The sequence below is a fragment of the Chitinophagales bacterium genome, assembly GCA_040877935.1.
GTDB lineage: Bacteria > Bacteroidota > Bacteroidia > Chitinophagales > CAIOSU01 > JBBDNB01.
Genome location: JBBDNB010000055.1, coordinates 13,263 through 30,749 on the forward strand (window position 1 = coordinate 13,263; position 17,487 = coordinate 30,749).

General features: G+C 37.2%; 17 protein-coding genes. 8 read left to right on the forward strand and 9 right to left on the reverse strand.

Going from position 1 to position 17,487, the window contains the following annotated elements:
- Positions 1–36: 36 nt before the first annotated feature.
- A complete protein-coding gene (locus WD048_15050; GenBank protein ID MEX0813535.1) occupies positions 37–2,157 on the forward strand; it encodes an O-antigen ligase family protein in 2,121 nt (706 codons plus the stop codon).
- A gap of 45 nt (positions 2,158–2,202) precedes the next feature.
- On the forward strand, positions 2,203–2,658 hold the full coding sequence (locus WD048_15055) for a hypothetical protein (protein MEX0813536.1): 456 nt from the start codon (positions 2,203–2,205) through the stop codon (positions 2,656–2,658).
- A gap of 107 nt (positions 2,659–2,765) precedes the next feature.
- Here WD048_15055 and WD048_15060 read toward each other — a convergent pair whose 3' ends face one another.
- From WD048_15060 to WD048_15085, 6 genes are all read right to left on the reverse strand, one after another.
- Entirely contained in the window at positions 2,766–3,800 is a 1,035-nt protein-coding gene (locus tag WD048_15060; protein MEX0813537.1) for a hypothetical protein, read from the reverse strand.
- 128 nt (positions 3,801–3,928) lie between these two features.
- On the reverse strand, positions 3,929–4,312 hold the full coding sequence (locus WD048_15065; GenBank protein ID MEX0813538.1) for a mobile mystery protein B: 384 nt from the start codon (positions 4,310–4,312) through the stop codon (positions 3,929–3,931).
- Positions 4,313–4,372: 60 nt separating this feature from the next.
- Positions 4,373–4,894, reverse strand: coding sequence for an SRPBCC family protein (locus WD048_15070; GenBank protein MEX0813539.1), 522 nt, complete (start codon positions 4,892–4,894; stop codon positions 4,373–4,375).
- Between the two features lie 225 nt (positions 4,895–5,119).
- Positions 5,120–5,230, reverse strand: coding sequence for a HepT-like ribonuclease domain-containing protein (locus WD048_15075; protein ID MEX0813540.1), 111 nt, complete (start codon positions 5,228–5,230; stop codon positions 5,120–5,122).
- An 11-nt stretch (positions 5,231–5,241) separates the two neighbouring features.
- Positions 5,242–5,454, reverse strand: a complete 213-nt coding sequence (locus WD048_15080) for a HepT-like ribonuclease domain-containing protein (GenBank protein ID MEX0813541.1) — start codon at positions 5,452–5,454, stop codon at positions 5,242–5,244.
- Positions 5,435–5,737: a nucleotidyltransferase domain-containing protein gene (locus WD048_15085; GenBank protein MEX0813542.1), complete on the reverse strand. Its 303-nt coding sequence runs from the start codon at positions 5,735–5,737 to the stop codon at positions 5,435–5,437. The genes WD048_15080 and WD048_15085 overlap by 20 nt, the downstream gene beginning before the upstream one ends.
- 256 nt (positions 5,738–5,993) lie before the next feature.
- Here WD048_15085 and WD048_15090 point away from each other — a divergent pair, with 256 nt between their 5' ends.
- Together WD048_15090 and WD048_15095 are read left to right on the forward strand one after the other, a co-directional pair.
- Complete coding sequence (locus WD048_15090; GenBank protein ID MEX0813543.1) at positions 5,994–7,031, forward strand: hypothetical protein; 1,038 nt, start codon at positions 5,994–5,996, stop codon at positions 7,029–7,031.
- 159 nt (positions 7,032–7,190) lie between these two features.
- Positions 7,191–8,348: a hypothetical protein gene (locus WD048_15095; GenBank protein MEX0813544.1), complete on the forward strand. Its 1,158-nt coding sequence runs from the start codon at positions 7,191–7,193 to the stop codon at positions 8,346–8,348.
- A gap of 283 nt (positions 8,349–8,631) precedes the next feature.
- Here the strand turns inward: WD048_15095 and WD048_15100 are convergent, their stop codons facing one another.
- The 3 genes from WD048_15100 to sppA all read right to left on the reverse strand — a co-directional run bounded on the left by WD048_15100 (position 8,632) and on the right by sppA (position 12,055).
- On the reverse strand, positions 8,632–9,531 hold the full coding sequence (locus WD048_15100; protein MEX0813545.1) for a fructosamine kinase family protein: 900 nt from the start codon (positions 9,529–9,531) through the stop codon (positions 8,632–8,634).
- A complete protein-coding gene (locus tag WD048_15105; GenBank protein MEX0813546.1) occupies positions 9,524–10,192 on the reverse strand; it encodes a response regulator transcription factor in 669 nt (222 codons plus the stop codon). The genes WD048_15100 and WD048_15105 overlap by 8 nt, the downstream gene beginning before the upstream one ends.
- Positions 10,193–10,279: 87 nt before the next feature.
- Positions 10,280–12,055 carry a signal peptide peptidase SppA gene (gene sppA / locus WD048_15110; protein MEX0813547.1) on the reverse strand — a complete coding sequence of 592 codons (1,776 nt, stop codon included), beginning with the start codon at positions 12,053–12,055 and terminating at the stop codon, positions 10,280–10,282.
- A 152-nt stretch (positions 12,056–12,207) separates the two neighbouring features.
- Here sppA and folK point away from each other — a divergent pair, with 152 nt between their 5' ends.
- The 4 genes from folK to WD048_15130 all read left to right on the forward strand — a co-directional run bounded on the left by folK (position 12,208) and on the right by WD048_15130 (position 17,484).
- Positions 12,208–12,714, forward strand: a complete 507-nt coding sequence (gene folK / locus WD048_15115; GenBank protein MEX0813548.1) for a 2-amino-4-hydroxy-6-hydroxymethyldihydropteridine diphosphokinase — start codon at positions 12,208–12,210, stop codon at positions 12,712–12,714.
- A complete protein-coding gene (locus tag WD048_15120) occupies positions 12,704–13,336 on the forward strand; it encodes a deoxynucleoside kinase (protein MEX0813549.1) in 633 nt (210 codons plus the stop codon). Before folK ends, WD048_15120 begins: the two co-directional genes overlap by 11 nt.
- 180 nt (positions 13,337–13,516) lie before the next feature.
- Positions 13,517–17,302 (forward strand): Eco57I restriction-modification methylase domain-containing protein, encoded by a 3,786-nt coding sequence (locus tag WD048_15125; protein ID MEX0813550.1) that lies wholly within the window; start codon positions 13,517–13,519, stop codon positions 17,300–17,302.
- Between the two features lie 14 nt (positions 17,303–17,316).
- Positions 17,317–17,484 carry a hypothetical protein gene (locus WD048_15130; protein MEX0813551.1) on the forward strand — a complete coding sequence of 56 codons (168 nt, stop codon included), beginning with the start codon at positions 17,317–17,319 and terminating at the stop codon, positions 17,482–17,484.
- Positions 17,485–17,487 lie beyond the last annotated feature (3 nt).

Sequence of the window (17,487 nt, forward strand, 5' to 3'; positions counted from 1 at the left end):
AGTCAGCTGAACATATTTTAGCTGAAAAAAGTACATATGCGGAACATTGATTCAAGCAATGAAAAATATATGCGCTTTCCATTTTGGATCAAGGCTGTTTGTTTTCTGTTTTTTCCCTTATTGAGCTTGAGTTGTTTTCCTTTTCTAAGTGAAATTTGGTTGCTTTCACGTTTTGCTGCACTTACACTGTTTACAGGGCTCTTGAGTATTTGGTGCTTGTATTTTGCTCCTGCTACAATTAAAGCTGCTTTTCAAAACACGATTATTCACCCGCTTTCTCTGATCTTTCTGCTTTTGTTTGCTTTTCATTTTGCCCAATCATTTAGAAGCAGCGATTGGCTGAGCAATTTGGGCGATGCTTTTAAAATTATGCAGTGGGCATTGTTGTTTATGCTTATTTATGTGCTGGGGAAATATGATGAGCTGCGTATCCTGATTCTTAAATCGGTAACCATCGCAATTTTACTTGTGCTAATTGCAGCTTCAATTCAGCTGGGATTAATGCTTTACGCACGAGGAAGCATTGCAATTGGTTATGATGAGCTCTATCATGTGGATTCATTGTTTGGTCACAAAAATATTTTCTCCATTAGCCTTTTTACAGGAATTCCGCTACTCATATTGGCGATATATAATTTAAAAGGTTTTTGGAAATTGCTCAGTAGTGCATTGTTAATACTCAGCCTTTTGTTCATACTTTTTCTTCAGACCCGATCTGTTCTTCTCGCTATTGCATTTGGGTCCTTTATGGCTTTTTTAGCAGCTGTTCTCAATAAAAACACAAGGATCTGGTTGTGGTGTTTTATTAAAAATAATGTACTCAGGCTAAAATTTATAGCCCCTGCTATTTTAATAATAACAGCTTTTTTGATTTGGAATACACAATTTCAAAGTTGGGAGAATAATTTTTTCAAACGCATATCCGGACTTGTAGAATGGGATGAAAGTTTGAGTCACTACAATCACACCATCAAAGAAAGAGTGTATTTGTATTCCAATACCTGGGAATTGATCGGGGAAAAACCACTTGTCGGATATGGTGCAGGAAACTGGAAATTTATCTTTCCCTCAAAAGGGCTGACCGGGTTTAAAACCGAGCAGGGTGATGTACATTTCACACGTCCCCACAATGATTTTCTTTGGGTGTGGATGGAATTGGGTCTGGCGGCATTTTTATGTTTTTCCCTGCTCTTTATATGGGTGTTTTATCAATCTGTAAAGTTCCTTTACCAACAAAAAAACACAGGCTATCATTTATTGATATTGGCTCTAAGTGTTGGGTTTTTATTGATTTCTATTTTTGACTTTCCTAAAGAAAGGGTTTTCCCCTATACGCTGTTCACAACAAATCTTGCATTGTATTTCCGCACATTTAAACCATCGAATTCTGCTGTAAAACTTCAATGGCTAAATCCTTTGGTTAAGGTGCTGCTTCCTTTGTTTGTGTTCGCAAATTTGTTGGTGGTTTTTATACTAACATTAGGACATTTTCATACTAAAAAAGTACTTAAATCCTGGCAATTGAATCAATACGAAAAAGTGATTGAACACGGATTAAAAGCCAAACAGTGGAAAGTCCCGGTAGATTATTTTGCCTGGCCTGTGGATTATTATATCGGTGAGGCACAATTTCACCAGGGCGATATTTATAGTGCCCAATCGAGTTTTTTAAAGGCGGAAAAAATTCACCCCTATCACCTTTTAAACCTGAATAATATTGCTTCAACTTATTATTTACAAGGCAAACCAGCACTTGCATTGAAATACTATAAGAAGGCACTTTCCCTTTCCTATAATTTTGATGAAGCACTCGTCAATCTGATGTTTTATTACATGAACCAAAAAGATATTGACAGGGCTTTGTCTTGCGTGGTTCGCATTCCACCGAATACTTCGCATCCAAAATTCAAGCAAGGAAGGACAAATTTGGTGAACGTGTTTTTGAAAAACTACCCCAAAAGCATTGAGCAGGCTTCAGTACGAAAATACCTCTTTGCTAAAGTTGGCGACAGCTCGTGGATTGAACAAATGCACCAATACGCATTTGATAATAAAGTATGTTTTCAAAAGGCAGTCTTATCAAATGCATACAAAAAATTGAATATTGAAAACCATATTCAAAAAGAATTTTGCAATAGATTTGATACTTTTCGCTAATAGTTTATTAACTTCAACTGCTTAATCGACTAAATATAATCTATCATGAAAAATTACATATTGTTTTTGTCTGTGTTTCTGTTTGTTTTTTCTGCCTGTTCAAAAAATGATGCTGATAAAGACGACAATAAAAACTGTGAAGCATATTATGAAGGACCTGATTGTGAAACCAGGCAAACTGCAAAATTCGAGGGTGAATATACAGGAACCTTTGATGGGTTTAATTACAATAAAAAAGAAATTACAATTGTTCAGGATCTTGCAAAGATAAACGGTTTGCGAATCACCTTTATCAATGCTGCAATTAATGCTGAACTTACAAGTTCCAAGGCTTTTCAAATCCCGGAACAAGATTTTGACTACGATTTTAATTCAACTATTGAAGGAACAGGAGCATTGGAAAACAACAGTATATCCATTTCTGGACAAATTTATGTGCCAGAACAAGGAACTAACTCTCCTGAACAAACCATAGATTTCCAGTACGATGGGGTAAAGTAAAATTAATATAACTAAAGCTTTAAAATCAAAACCTGCACAAGCCCGATAATAAAGCCGATTAAAGCCCTAATCAACTCAATAATTTGAGGATATTATTAGCAGAGTCATCACATTATTGCACGTATGGAATTGCTATCAAACCATTTTAAAAAAGCATTCCATTTGTCTTTATTGGCTGCGTTCCATTTCTCAAAACCGGCTTTATCTCCTTCTTTTAGCAACCAGTAATTGTATGCTTCCATATGTCCGGCCTTGGATACCTTGTCCTGGTATCTGAATATAACATTTGGATAAGTTTTGTCGTGCCCGTTTTCAATGTAGCTCGACAAAAAATTTTTTCTGATTGTGCTGAGCGAATTAAGATCAATGTTTTTTTCTGAGCCAATAGCTTCCAGTAATGTTGTTTCATAAACCTTGCAAAAAGGAGTAGAAGAATTGCCCGAAGAAGGGTCCTCTTTGCAAAAACTAAGATTTGGAGTGCCGCTATTAAGTTGTATTTCACTTTTGTAGGTATCAAAAAGTAATTTACTGATTTCATCTGTTCTTTTTCCTTCTTGCTTTAAACTCATATAGATTTCCCCATAAATTATGCCCCAGGCTTCATCTTGTGAATCGCAGTATAGTTTAGCCGCCCAATAGTAGTTTTCTGGAAATTTTGGGGATACACGGGTTCCTTTTGTAAAGGTGTTTAGGGCCTGTTCTTTGTTTTTGGAAAGCAGCTCTAAATAACCGCGTTCCAAATGCAGTGTTCCAGATTTCGGGAAAATTTTAAGCCCTTTGTCTAAAGTAGCAATTGCTTTTAAACGCTCTCCGTTTAAATTGTAGCAAATTCCCAGCAACTGAAAAACATTGTCGCTGGTTTTTGTTCTTCTGCTTAGTGGTTCCAGCACTTTTATTGCGCTTTCGTATTTTTTGTCTACATAAAGCGCAAAGGCAATTTCATAAGAATAATCAATATTGTCGGGGTCATTCTTTACAGCTTCTTCCATCAGACTGATAAAGCGTTCTATTTCACTGCTGTTCATGTCTTTAACAGTGTGCATTCTTTTTGAATAGTTGCTTTCATCAATTCCCTGTCCAAATACAAATGTGATGCATGTAATAAATGCCAATATGCTTAGAGTGCTAATTTTAGTAATCATGATTGCTCTTTTTTACAATATAATGTGAATGGTTTAAATCATTTGCCAGTGAAAATAATGAAACTGTAGCACTTTTGATTTCCTGTGTGCTTAATCCCCAATTTCCCAGTAATTTTGGGCTCAAAGGTTTATGATCTTGCGAATTTTAACAAGGGTTGAAAATCACCATTGTCCGCTGTTTTTACTGCATGGAGATAGGCTTGCCGAGCTTCATTTGTTTTGGAGAACTCAACAGCCCCACAAGAAAAGATTTCTTGTCCAAAGATTTTCTCAATAATAATATCCGCCATCAATCGACTATGCCGGCCATTGCCATTTGGGAAACAGTGAATGCTCACAATTCTATGTTTAAAACGAATGGCCATTTCATCCGGGAGATAAGTTTTGTTTTCAATCCAAAATAGTCCGTCATTACAAAGGGTATGCAGTTGTGTTGGAATAAGATGTTTGTCAACTCCAAGGTTTTTATTTGATTTTCTGAAGTTCCCCTGTGTAAGCTCCCCCCAAAACAGTAAGCCTTAAAAGTAGAAAAACTAATTTTAAAAACTGCAACTATAAGAAAGAGCAAATTTTCACTCCTCTAAAACGGCTTTCAGCTTTTCGATTTCCTTTTCGGTTTCGCTTTTCAAACTGCTTTTTAGCAAAATACCTGCATAGCGCATCACGGGATTCAATCCCAAATCGGTAACCACTACCCAGCGCACATTTGATTTGCCGGGCTGTTCCGTTTTCCTAATTTCAAATTTGCAATCAAATAATAAATTACTGCTCTCCGGTTCTAAAATGTAGTGCAACACGGGCATTTGAGTAATTCTGGTGATTTTAATGCTGCCCTTTCCAAGCGCCTTTCTTTCCCAGGTCATAATGGATCCCACTCCGGCACTGGTGCCGGAATACTCCACTTTTAAAGTACTATCGTTTTGGGCATTGATTTCACTCCATTTTTCCCAATTGCGCAGATTGTCCAAAAAATCCAAAACATCCTCTGGCGAACGATTGATCTCTGTTTTGCTTTCCACTAAAATCCGCTCTGGCAAGGTAAATCCAATTAAGAAAAAACCAAAACAATGGTGCTGAAAATCAATATCAACCAATAGGCATTTTTCATAAGCCCAGCTTTTCCTTTAAATATTGACCTGTATAAGAAGCTTTGCAATTGGCCAATTCTTCAGGAGTAACGGAAAAAACAAGGTGCCTTATTTTGAGTTCAGAAAAAGTAAAAAGCGCTATTCAAAAATTGAAAGGCAAATTGAAGCTTCGAAAAACATTACCAATAGGGATTGGCTGCTGGGACAGGAGGGAAAGATATGATAAAAAAATCACAAAAACTTTTCAATTTCCTTTTTGAAAATTGGCAAATCAACATTTACAATTTGCCAAATAATTTCAAAATCAATTCCAAAGTACTCATGGACAGCAATGTTTCTCATGCCAATGATTTTTAGCCATTCAATTTTGCTGTTTTACTTTTTGTTTCTTCTGAAATATGATTGCAGGCTTCGCCTATTATTTCAAGTTGTTTTACGATAGCAAAACGCATCATTGAGTTTTTAGAAAAGCCTTTGCGATCAATACCTTTCAGGTAGGATTCAATTTCAGAAATAGCATCCAGAATATGACGGATACGTTGTTGATCACCAAGTTTTCCTTTCATAAATCAATTGCTTATCCTTGTTCACAAAAGGCAATATGTGTTTTGAAAGCGCTTTCTTTGACACCATATCTACTTTTCTTTTGAGCTTTGCTTCCAGATCCAATTTCATTTTTATGAATTCCAGACCAATATGTTTTGAATAATCCAATTCAAGCAAAATATCTATATCACTGGAAGCATTGGATTCCCCCCTTACTCTTGAACCAAACAACCATGCTTTTAATACAGGTTTGTCAGATAAATATTCAGATATAATTCTTATTTGTTCTTTTTCTAAATTCATGATTAACAGATTGACTATAACTATTTTGAGTAATCTGGTACTTAAAGCAATTTAATTATTATGTAGGCAAAAGCAAAACCAATTTAGCAAAGGAATTTTTGTGAATTAAGTTCTTGAAACCCACATTTATATATTTATGCTGGTTCTATTCAGCATTTTTTGATTTTTTTGTTGTATCCAGGCAGCAATATCCACGATGAAATTTCAGCCTGCTTTTTTTATAAGGTTATATCTTTATTCCCTATACTGAATTAAAATGAAATCAAGCGTACTGATCTTTTTGACAATATTCTCAAGCTGTATGCTTGTCGGGCAGACTGCTACCGATTCAATCAAAGGAATCAAAAAACTTCCTGTATTTGGCAAACACAAGTACAAATTCAATTACGATGCTTTTGCGCTTACAAATCCGGCACTTGAAAATCCTAAATTGGGCTGGAGAAGTCCCATGTACAAAGGTGAAGACATCATTTTCGATTTTCAACCAATTTTGACCTTGCATTTTTTTAAAAACTACAACAAGAGTGTTAAGCAAGATAAAATTTTGAGCATGGGCTATTATTTTACTTTCAGGCCTCAATTCAGAATGTATAATAAAGACTCCAACCCAGTTCAAATGCCTTCTTATCGCTTTTTTATCGGCTTGCAACACCTTTATCGCATCAATAAAAGGAATCTTATCAGTTACAAATTGGAAAGTGGCCATTATTCAAATGGACAAACGAGTTGCGCTTTTGCTATGGGTTTTGATGAGGGATCTTCAGAATGCGACAGCATCTATAATTTAATCAATCGCAATTCTGACCTGTCCGAAATGCTCAACAGAAGCAATGGAGATTTTTCAACCAACCTTACCCATACTTCTTTTGCTTACCGGTTTATTCCAAACTTTGATGATTACAATACGCCACAACAAATACATACATTTAGTTTTGGCTTAACAATATACCACAACAACTTTTTGGGTCTGATAGACAAGGGAGGTATTGCAGATGAGAACATTGATATTTTTGGCAGAACCCGATTTCTTATGGGGTACAATTATTTGTTCAAATGGCAATCCGGATATAGAATACTGGCTGAACAAAATTTTGAATTGATTTCAGGGGCACACTCACATGTTAATCCTCTCAGATCAATGACCACATTTACCATTTTCCTTCCCAGAAACATCGGTTTTTTTATTAATTACACATATGGCCACGACAACTACAATATTCGCTTTGTAGATTCTGGACATCAATTTGGAGCAGGAGTGTCCTGGGATTTGTTTGCGCCTGTTTCCATCAATTAATGGAAAAACTAACCCTAAGCTGAGCTCAACAACGGATATTTATTTGGAATTATTTTTTTTTCACACTTAAAACATGGAAAAACCAAAATGAAATTGCATTTTATAGATGATAGTTGAGGAGAATTAAAATAGATTTTTTAACCTTTCAAAAAAACAATTATGAAACCGTTTAATAAAGCAGATTTCAGGAAACTGGCAGAAGAGTCAGGACAAACATGTATTTCAGTCTATATCCCAACACATAGGGGCGGGCAAGAAGTACTTCAGGACAAGGATAAATTAAAATTCAAAACACAGATACAGGCTATAGAAAACCAATTGAAAGAAAAGGGAAAAAGTGCTGATGCAATTAAAAAATTGCTTGCTCCTGCTTATAAGTTGATCGATGACGATGAATTTTGGAGGCATCAATCAGATGGTCTTGCTGTATTTATCGCGGAAGATTTTTTCCAATATTACACATTGAACATTGCATTCGGCACCTTCAATGTTATAAACAAGCGCTTTTACCTGGTTCCGCTACTTCCCTTGTTGAACAATAACCATCCTTTTTATATCCTGAATATGTCGGGAAAAAACATTCAGTTTTTCGAAGCAGATACCTATAATATATCCGAGATCAACCTGGAAGATTTTGGTGTGGAAAAGCTTTCAGAAGTCATTAAACCTGAAAGCCCGGAAAATCAATTGCAACAACACAGCGGATATGGAAACTCCCAAAGTGCATTAACACATGGGCATGGTGAAGGCAAGGATGTGAAGCATCGCTTGTTGAAAAATTATCTTACAAAACTGGACAATGTGCTGGTAGATATTATGAACAGCAACAAGGCTCCTTTGGTGCTGGCAGGGGTAGATGACCTGCGTGGACATTTTAGGGAAGTAAGTAAATATCCGATGATTTACCCCGAACCTATAAGTGGCAACCATGACCGAACCTCAACGGCAGAATTGCATAAATTGGCCCTGCAATTACTCAAAGATCATTTTGAAAAAGAGCAAGTCGAACAAAAGAACAAATTCCAAAACCTTGCAGGAACCGGAAAAGCAGAAACAGAAATACACAGCATTGTGAAAAACAGTGTATCAGGCTTAATCGATCAGTTGTTTGTAACAAACTCGCAGCCTGTGTGGGGACATTACGACAGCCAAAATCACGAGGTGGAAATAGGTGACTCACCGGCCAACAGCCATGAAGACCTGCTGAATTTTGCTGCCGTTCAAACTGTTTTAAAAGGTGGAACAGTCTATCTCTTAGAAAAAAATGAAATGCCTGCTGAAAACACTTCCGCTGCTGCGATATACAGGAATGGTTAATTAATGGCCTGAATTGCTATTGCCTTTTCCAGCAATACAGCATATGATCATCCACAAGTTCAGCTGCCTGCGTATATGCATAACAAATGGTGCTGCCCACAAAGCGGAATTCTCTTGCTTTCAATGCCTTGCTCATTTTTCATAAAATTCTGTTTTGGCAGGGGTTTCCTGCATACTTTTAAAGTTGTTGACAATGGGCTTTCCTTCAACAAAAGACCAGATGAATTCAGAAAAATCCTGGCCCTTTTTTTGCATTTGCAAATAGGCCTGGGCATTGCAGACTTCAGAATGCTCTGTTCAATATTCCCCTCACCTGCTGCACATAATGCCCACCAAACAAAACCGAATGTACCAGTAAGGGGTAGAGCTGATGCAGTTCTTTGCGTTTTTCAAAACCGGGCTCAAGTGGAAATTTCTGCTGATAAACTTCAAATAATTTAGAATCAAATCCACCAAACAATTGCATAAAAGCCAGTTCCGTCTCCCTGTGTCCATAATATACTGCCGGATCAATCAGGCAAGGATTTCCATCTTCATCTACCAGGTAATTGCCACTCCACAAATCACCGTGAAGCAGGGCGGGTTTTTCATTTGGGATATTATTTTCCAGGTTTGAAATGACCTGTTCTAATCTCCTGTGGTCGGATTGTGTGAAATGTCCCTGGTCATATGCATCTTGAAACATGGGCAAAAGGCGCTGTTCGGCATAAAATTCAAACCAATTTGATGTCCATTGATTGGGCTGCACTAAAGAGCCGATATAGTTGGAATAATCCAGCCCAAAGCAATTGTTCTCAGAAGTGTTCTGATGCAATTCCACCAGATTATGCGCAAAACCTTTCCAGAAATCTACTTTAGGATTTGATGAAGCGATGTATTCCAAAACAAGACAGCTTTGACCGGATGCTTCACAAGTGCCTATTACCTGCGGTATATTGAATGCACTTGATTTGCCCAGAAGATCCAAACCGGCAGCTTCTTTGCGAAACATTTCAGGATATTTGTCGGCATAATTTTGCTTGACAACAAAAGCAGCATCCCCTGATCTGATTTTATAAACAGCATTAATATCCCCACCGCTGAGTGAATTCACCTGATCGATTGCGGTGAAATGGGGATTTTTTTCTTGTAGGAGTTTTAATATTTCGTTCTGAGTATCTGCATCAAGCATAATATCAGGCAATAATATCATTTTGTAGTGCATAGCGCACAAGTCCTGCTGTGTTTTTCACATCCAGTTTTTGCAGTAAGTTTCTGCGGTGGGTGTCAACCGTACGAGGACTGATGTTCAGTTCGGCAGCAATCTCGCTATTGGTCATTTCATTGGCGATCATGCGAATGATCTCAGTTTCTCTTTTAGTAAGGGTAACATTTAAATTGGCTGTAGAAGAACCTCTTGGACTTTCGGTTTTGTCATTCATAAACCGCGACATCATTATATTGGAGACTTCGGGACTAAAGTAATTTTCACCTGCAATGATTTTTGCTATGGCACTTACCAGCTCTTCTTTTCCTGTGTTTTTTAAAATATATCCTTTGGCTCCGGCTTGCAACATTCTTGTAATAAAGCGATGTTCATCATACATTGAAAGCGCGAGAATATTTACAGCATTATCAATTTTTTTGAGCTCTTTTGTTGCTTCAATGCCATCCATTACCGGCATTTTAATATCCATAATAATAAGATCATAATTTCCGGATTTAAACTGCGCTATGGCTTCTTGCCCATTTGATGCTTCTCCGTTTACATTTAAATTTTCAACATCATTGAGTAATGCCTTAATGCCATGTCGAATCATTGGATGATCATCGACCAATAGTATGCTTACCTTTTCATTCATCATTTGATATTTTGATTCTTAGTTTTTCCTTCTCCTTAAAAAAACTCAATAGTTTAATCAATACGTAAAGTATAAATCTTAAAACCCAGATTAATAAATCTCGATTTCAAAAGGCATTCTTGCCTGAACACCCTGCCATTTTTTAAGGGCATTGATTTTTGCAAAATACTCATATTGCTCTCCGGCTAATGTTTTGAAAATACGCAATTTAATTTCACCTGTCAAACTTTTCATTAGCTGTTCTCTTAAATCCTTAACTTCAGGATATTCTTTGATTTTGTAGGATTCAATTCCTGCTTTGTGAACAGCAATAGCAATGGCTTCGTCCAATCCTCCCAATACATCTACAAGGCCGAGTTCCTTTGCCTGAACACCTGTCCAAACTCTTCCCTGCCCTACACTATCAACATAGCTTATATCCATACCCCTGCCTTCAGAAACACGTTCTTTAAATGTGAGGTAAACACGATCTACACCACTCTGTATAATTTCTTTTTCATCAGCTCTCATCGGCCGGGTAAGTGTTCCAATATCAGAATATTTGCCGGTTTGTACTTTATCGAATGTGATACCGAACTTGTTGTTCATCAATCCCTGCACATTAGGTAAAATACCAAAAACACCTATAGATCCGGTAATGGTATTGGCCTCTGCAAGAATTGTATCTGCTCCACAGGCAATGTAGTAACCACCGGAAGCTGCTACATCTCCCATAGATACAATAACGGGCATGCGCTCATTGGCCATTTCAAGTTCTCTTAAAATAATATCTGAAGCAAGTGCAGAACCCCCTCCTGAATTCACCCTCAGTACCAGTGCCTTAACATCTTCATCATTCCTTATTTTTTGTATGGCTTTCAGGTATCTTGCCGAACCGATATCATCAATTTCCCCATCGCCATCAACAATACCGCCCTGGGCAAATAAAACAGCAATTTTATCTTTTTCAAGCAATTTTTCAGCATCTGTTTTTTTGTTGAAAGCATATTTTCTCAGAGAAACCATTTCCAGTTCATCAGCTTCGTCCAATCCCAGTTCGCTCTTCAGATATTCCTGAACCTGGTCGTAATAAGCCAGTTCATCTACCATTTTATATGCTTTGGCTTCTTCGGGAAATTTCACCAATAAATTATCCGCAATACTGTCAAGCAATACCGGACTCAAATCACGCCCTTCTGCAATGTCAGCAATAAATCTTCCGTAAAGGTCATTGATCAAAAAAGTAATCTGTTCTCTGTTGGCATCACTCATAGAGTCTAAGCGAAACGGCTCTGTAGCACTTTTGTATTTCCCGGCATAAAATATTTGGGGTTCAATTTCTAATTTTTCAAGTGCATGTTTGAAAAATGCCAGCTCGGTGCGATAGCCCTTAAATTCTAAAAGCCCTACAGGGTTTAGGAATATTCTGTCTGAAACAGAGCTAAGATGATAGCCTCTTTGTGTGAGTACTTCTTCATAAGCAAAAATAAATTTGCCACTTTCTTTAAAATCCAACAATGCTTCTCGAATGGATTCCAAAGTTGCAGAACCGGCCATAATGGTAGCTGATTCTATATAAATCCCTTTTATATTATCGTCACTTTTAGCTCTTTTTATTGCTTTTCTGATTTCGTATAAACCGGGTGTTTTCTTTGGCTCAAAATCTGAAAAACTGAAATTTGCAAAAGGATCCTGACTGGCTCTTTCCGGGATTGGATAATTCAATGCAATTTTTAAAACGCTGTTTGGCTTAACTTCCAAATCCTTATCAACAGTAGCTTTGGATGCAATGCCAGAAACTATGCCGACAAGCAAAAAGATCAATAACAGAAATCCGGCAACAACTCCGAATGTAGATGCGAGGAAAAATTTTAAGAACTGTTTCATAACAAGTAAAGATTTTAATTAAGCTTACTAAGGCTGCAAAATTAATACATTCCCAGCAAAACGAATTTTTTTGAAAAAAACTAATTTGACAAGTTCCTGTTAAGGATTTAAAATGCAGTATATTTTTAACTTAGAGCAAATTTTAACCAGACATGAAAAAAGCAATACTCCTTTGCGGTTCTAATATTGGTGAGAGAGAAAATCAGCTGCTATTATCCCAAACTTTGCTGGAATTGGGTGGGCAACTGAATATCCTTAAAATTTCCTCCTTGTATGAAACTGCCCCCTGGGGCGACCGTGAACAATCTGCATTTCTCAATCAGGCACTTTTGATTGAAACATCACTTAGCCCAATGGAATTGCTCCATCATTTGAAAGATATTGAAATAAAAGCCGGCAGGGTCAATACCAGAAAATGGGGCCCCCGGGCATTGGATATTGACATTCTTTATTATGGAGATGATGTGATTATAGAAGAAAATACACTTTGCATTCCACATGCCGAAGTGCAAAACCGGGCATTTGCTTTGGTTCCCGCTGCAGAAATTGCGCCACACTGGATAGATCCGAGAAATGGAAAAACAATTGCTGAACTTTGTGTTTTGTGCCCGGATTCTTTGCCAGTGAAAAAATTAGCACTAACAGGCGATGCAATATGACTTTCTGACCATTGAGGGAAATATAGGCTCCGGAAAAACCAGCCTGAGCAAAATGCTCGCGGAACAGTACAATACCGATCTACTGCTGGAAGAATTTGCCGAAAACCCGTTTCTGCCTGATTTTTATAAAAACCCCGACCGCTACGCTTTTCAACTTGAACTGTTTTTTATGGCAGGCCGCTATGAGCAGATGAAGGAAAGACTGCTGAACCGGGATTTGTTCGGGCAGAAAATCATCAGCGATTATCTTTTTTCAAAATCGCTGCTTTTTGCCAGTGTCACGCTGAAAAGCCAGGAATACAAACTTTACCGAAAATTGTTTTCCATAATCTATTCCAGCCTACCGCTTCCGGGGATCAGCATTTATCTCTGGAATGATATTGATCGCTTGCTTCAAAACATCAAAAAAAGGGGCAGGGACTACGAGCAGGAAATATCGGCCGATTACCTGGAAAAAATACAAAATGCCTATTTGAATTATTTCAAGAACCACCACAAAAAGCCCTATCTCATCCTGGATGTTTCTGATGTTGATTTTGTAAACAACGCTGAAGATTTCAAAAAAATCTCTTCATTGATTGAAGATAGCAATGCTCCCAGGAATGCTGTTGTAAGGGTTTGAATACCGAGGGGCATTTTTCGGCAAAACCTGAGTTCGGAAATTATTTATTGCTCAGGTTAAACAATGGGTCATGACCCATTGGAATACCCCAGTGGATTAATTATTCATTAGTCCTTGACCTTTGTAATAAATGTATAATTTTACCACATCAGATATTCAGGAAAAAACATTATTTACTAAATGGCTCTATTCCAAAACTCAGTCCTCAATAAACACCTCAACAACCTTGATGATAAAGAGATAGAAAAGGCTTATGAAGCTTTTCGCAGTTATTTCCATGATGCTGATATTCAGGAAAATATTAGGCAAAGCAAAGAAGAACAATTTCAGGAAGGTTTTTTAAGAGAACTGTTTGTCAAAATACTTGGGTACACGCTTAACCCACATAAAGACTATAACCTTACCACAGAACTCAAAAATGAAAAAGGAGCCAAAAAGACTGATGGCGCAATACTGAAAGATGGTAAAGCATTGGCAGTAATAGAATTAAAGGGAACAGATACCAAAGACCTGGACAAGGTAAATGACCAGGCTTTCAGTTACAAAAACCACCACAGCGAATGTGTGTATGTGATTACTTCCAATTTTGAAAAGCTGCGGTTTTTCATCCACAATGCCGTAGAGCATATTGAGTTTGATTTATTTCATCTTACTCAAGACCAGTTTAAAGTACTTTGGCTTTGCCTTCAGGTTGACAATATTTTAGAGGGAATACCACTGAAAGCCAATAAGGAAAGTATTCTCAAAGAAGAGCAAATTACCAAACAGCTCTATAAGGACTATTCCAGTTTTAAGCACCAGATATGGCAAAACATCTGTAAAAATAGCCCTGAACTCGATCAACTATTATTATTCAAAAAATCACAGAAGCTTTTAGACCGTTTTCTGTTTATCTTTTTTGCTGAAGATAGCGGGCTCTTGCCTCCCAATTCTATTTTCAGAATGGTTGAGAGATATGATAAGCTTATAGAACTGGATGCGTACAAACCACTGTATGAAATATTCAAACAATATTTTGGCTATATCAATACCGGTAGAAAGGGGAAAGCAAGACAGGATGATATTTTTGAATACAATGGAGGCCTGTTTCGAAAAGATGAAATACTGGACAATATTCAGATAGATGATGAAGTATTGAAACCCCATGTACTAAGGCTTACTGAATACGATTTTCAAAGTGAAGTGGACGTCAATATTCTTGGACATATTTTTGAAAACTCACTGAATGAAATAGAAAACGTAACTGCTGAACTGGAAGGGCAGGAAATAGATAAGAGCAAGACCAAGAGAAAGAAAGACGGTGTTTTTTACACCCCCAAATACATTACCAAATACATAGTGAAAAACACTGTTGGCAGACTCTGTGAAGAGAAAAAAGCTGAACTTGAAATTGAAGATGAACAGTATGCTAAAGGAAGGAGAAACAGAGATAAGAAAGTTGTAAAAAAATTAGACGCTAAGCTTCAACAATACAGAAAGTGGCTATTGGGAATTACCATTTGTGACCCTGCTTGTGGTTCCGGTGCATTTTTAAACCAGGCATTGGAATTCTTGATAGCGGAACACCAATTTATTGATACTCTTGAGACACAGCTATTAGGTTATGATTTTGAGTTTCCAGGCGTAGAGGCAAAGATATTGGAACACAATATTTTTGGGGTAGATATAAATGATGAAAGTATTGAAATAGCCAAGCTTTCACTTTGGTTGAGAACTGCACAAAGGGGAAGAAAGCTCACTTCTTTGAGCAATAATATTAAATGTGGCAACTCATTGATAGATGATCCTGAAGTAGCAGGAGAAAAAGCATTCAACTGGCAAAAGGAATTTCCAAATATTTTTAAGCAAAAGGAGCTGGAAGCTTTTCATATAGTATTGACTACACACAACAGTCGTGTTTCTGAGCGTATGCGCCAGAATAATATTAAGGCTGGTCCGCCTGTCAATCTTAGTTTAGGAGAGGAAATTGCGCTTACTGAAATTTTCAGGAAAATAATTACTGAAAACAATTACCGCTGCATTGCCTACAATATTTGCAAAGACCATGTACACATGATTTTGGTCTGTGAAGAAGAAGCACTTATCGGAATGGTACAACAGCTCAAATCGTTGAGCAGTAAAGAGTTTAATCGACTAGATCATCCAATTCCTCCAATGGGTCATCCTCCAATGGGTCACGACCCATTGAAAACCCAATCAGGGTACAACCCATCAGAGCACAACAATCATTTATGGTCACAAAAGTTTTTCTATGCCAACCTGGATGCCTGGTCATTTGAGCACAAAGGCTATGGCTATAGGGATGAATATATCGATCGGGCGCGTGAATACATTAAAAACAATCGATTAAAACACGAATTGCCAGAAAGTAAAAAGCTTGAAAGCATTATTGACACATTTACCATAGATCAGGACGAAGCATTTAAACCTCAATTTACCGGGGGATTTGATGTGGTGATTGGGAATCCGCCTTATGTAAAACTGGAAAAAATAAAACCTGTATCAGAAGCACTTGAAAAAATCAACTACCAAACCTTTGATAAAAGAGGTGACCTATATGTGCTCTTTGTAGAAAAAGGATTCCAGCTCTTAAAGCAAAATGGCCTGATTTCATACATTATGCCCAATAAGTGGTTGCAGGCCGGATATGGAAAAAAGCTCAGGGAATTTTTGCTTACAAAACAAATAGATCGGTTAATTGACTTTGGTGATATTCAGATTTTTGAAGGAGCCACAACTTATCCGGTTGTCTTTATTGCAAGAGATAATGCACCACAAAAAACATTTTTAGCAGCACTGCTGAAAGAAACAGTCAGCCAAGATTTTGAATCCAATGTTAACATCAATTCCCATGAATTTACAACAAGTGAATTCAGTGGAGATACCTGGGTTATTTCTTCAGGAGACGATAACAAGCTACTGAATAGAATTGGCAATAAATTTCCTCCCCTTAAAAAATTTGTGAAAGGTGAGGCTAATTATGGTATTAAAACTGGCTTATCAAATGCATTTACAATAGATGAAAATATAAAACAATCAATTGTTTCAGCAGACCCTAATGCTACTATTTTTATTAAACCATTTTTGCAAGGAAGGGACATCAAACGATATATACCCGCTTCTTCCTTAAATTATATGATAATTATTGAGAAAGGTTTTACAAAATCAGCAATGAACAACACAAATGCTTCTGAGCAAGAAGCCTGGGAATGGTTTAAAAATAAATATCCTGGTATGGCTGATTGGCTGTTTCCTTTTTCAGAAAAAGCCAGAAAAAGAACGGATAAGGGTGATTTTTGGTGGGAGCTGAGAACCTGTGATTACTACAACGATTTTGCAAAACCCAAAATCATGTATCAGGTTTTTCAGGTGAAACCCTGTTTTATCTATGATGAACAAGGCTTATATTGTAATAACTCCATGTGGATACTTCCCACAGACAACAAAGCACTACTCGGAATCTTAAATTCAAAAATGGGCTGGTGGTTGATCACAAAATATTGCACCCAAATTCAAAATGGTTATCAGTTGATCTGGAAATATTTTGGTCAAATCCCAATTCCTGATGTTTCAGCCTCCAGATTAGAGCCCTTTGTAAATGAGATAATGAGTCTGAAAGCGCAATTCAACAAACTGGAAATCTCATTCACCACATTATTACAATCAAAATTTACTATAGAGAAACTAAGTAAAAAATTAGAAAACTGGTATGAGCTGGAATTTTCAGAATTCCTAAAAGAACTGGAAAAAGCCCGAAAAAATGCAGCCAAAGAACAAGGGCAGGAATACAAAAAACTCTCCCTATCAGAAGAAGCTGAATGGATGAAGTATTTCAATGAGCAAAAAGCCAAAGCCCAGGAACTACAATCCCAAATCAATCAAACTGATAAGGAAATAGACCAAATGGTGTATGAGCTGTATGGTTTAACAGAGGAGGAAATTGAGGTTGTGGAATCCAACCCCTAACAACCCAAGGGGTCATGACCCCTTGGAATACAAAAGCTCTAACTTCATCTGCTCCGATGGGTCATAAAGCACAAGAATTAAAATCACAAATCAACAAGACCGATAAAGAAATAGACCAAATGGTGTATGAGCTATATGGTTTAACAGAAGAGGGGATTGAGGTTGTGGAATCCAACTCCTAACAA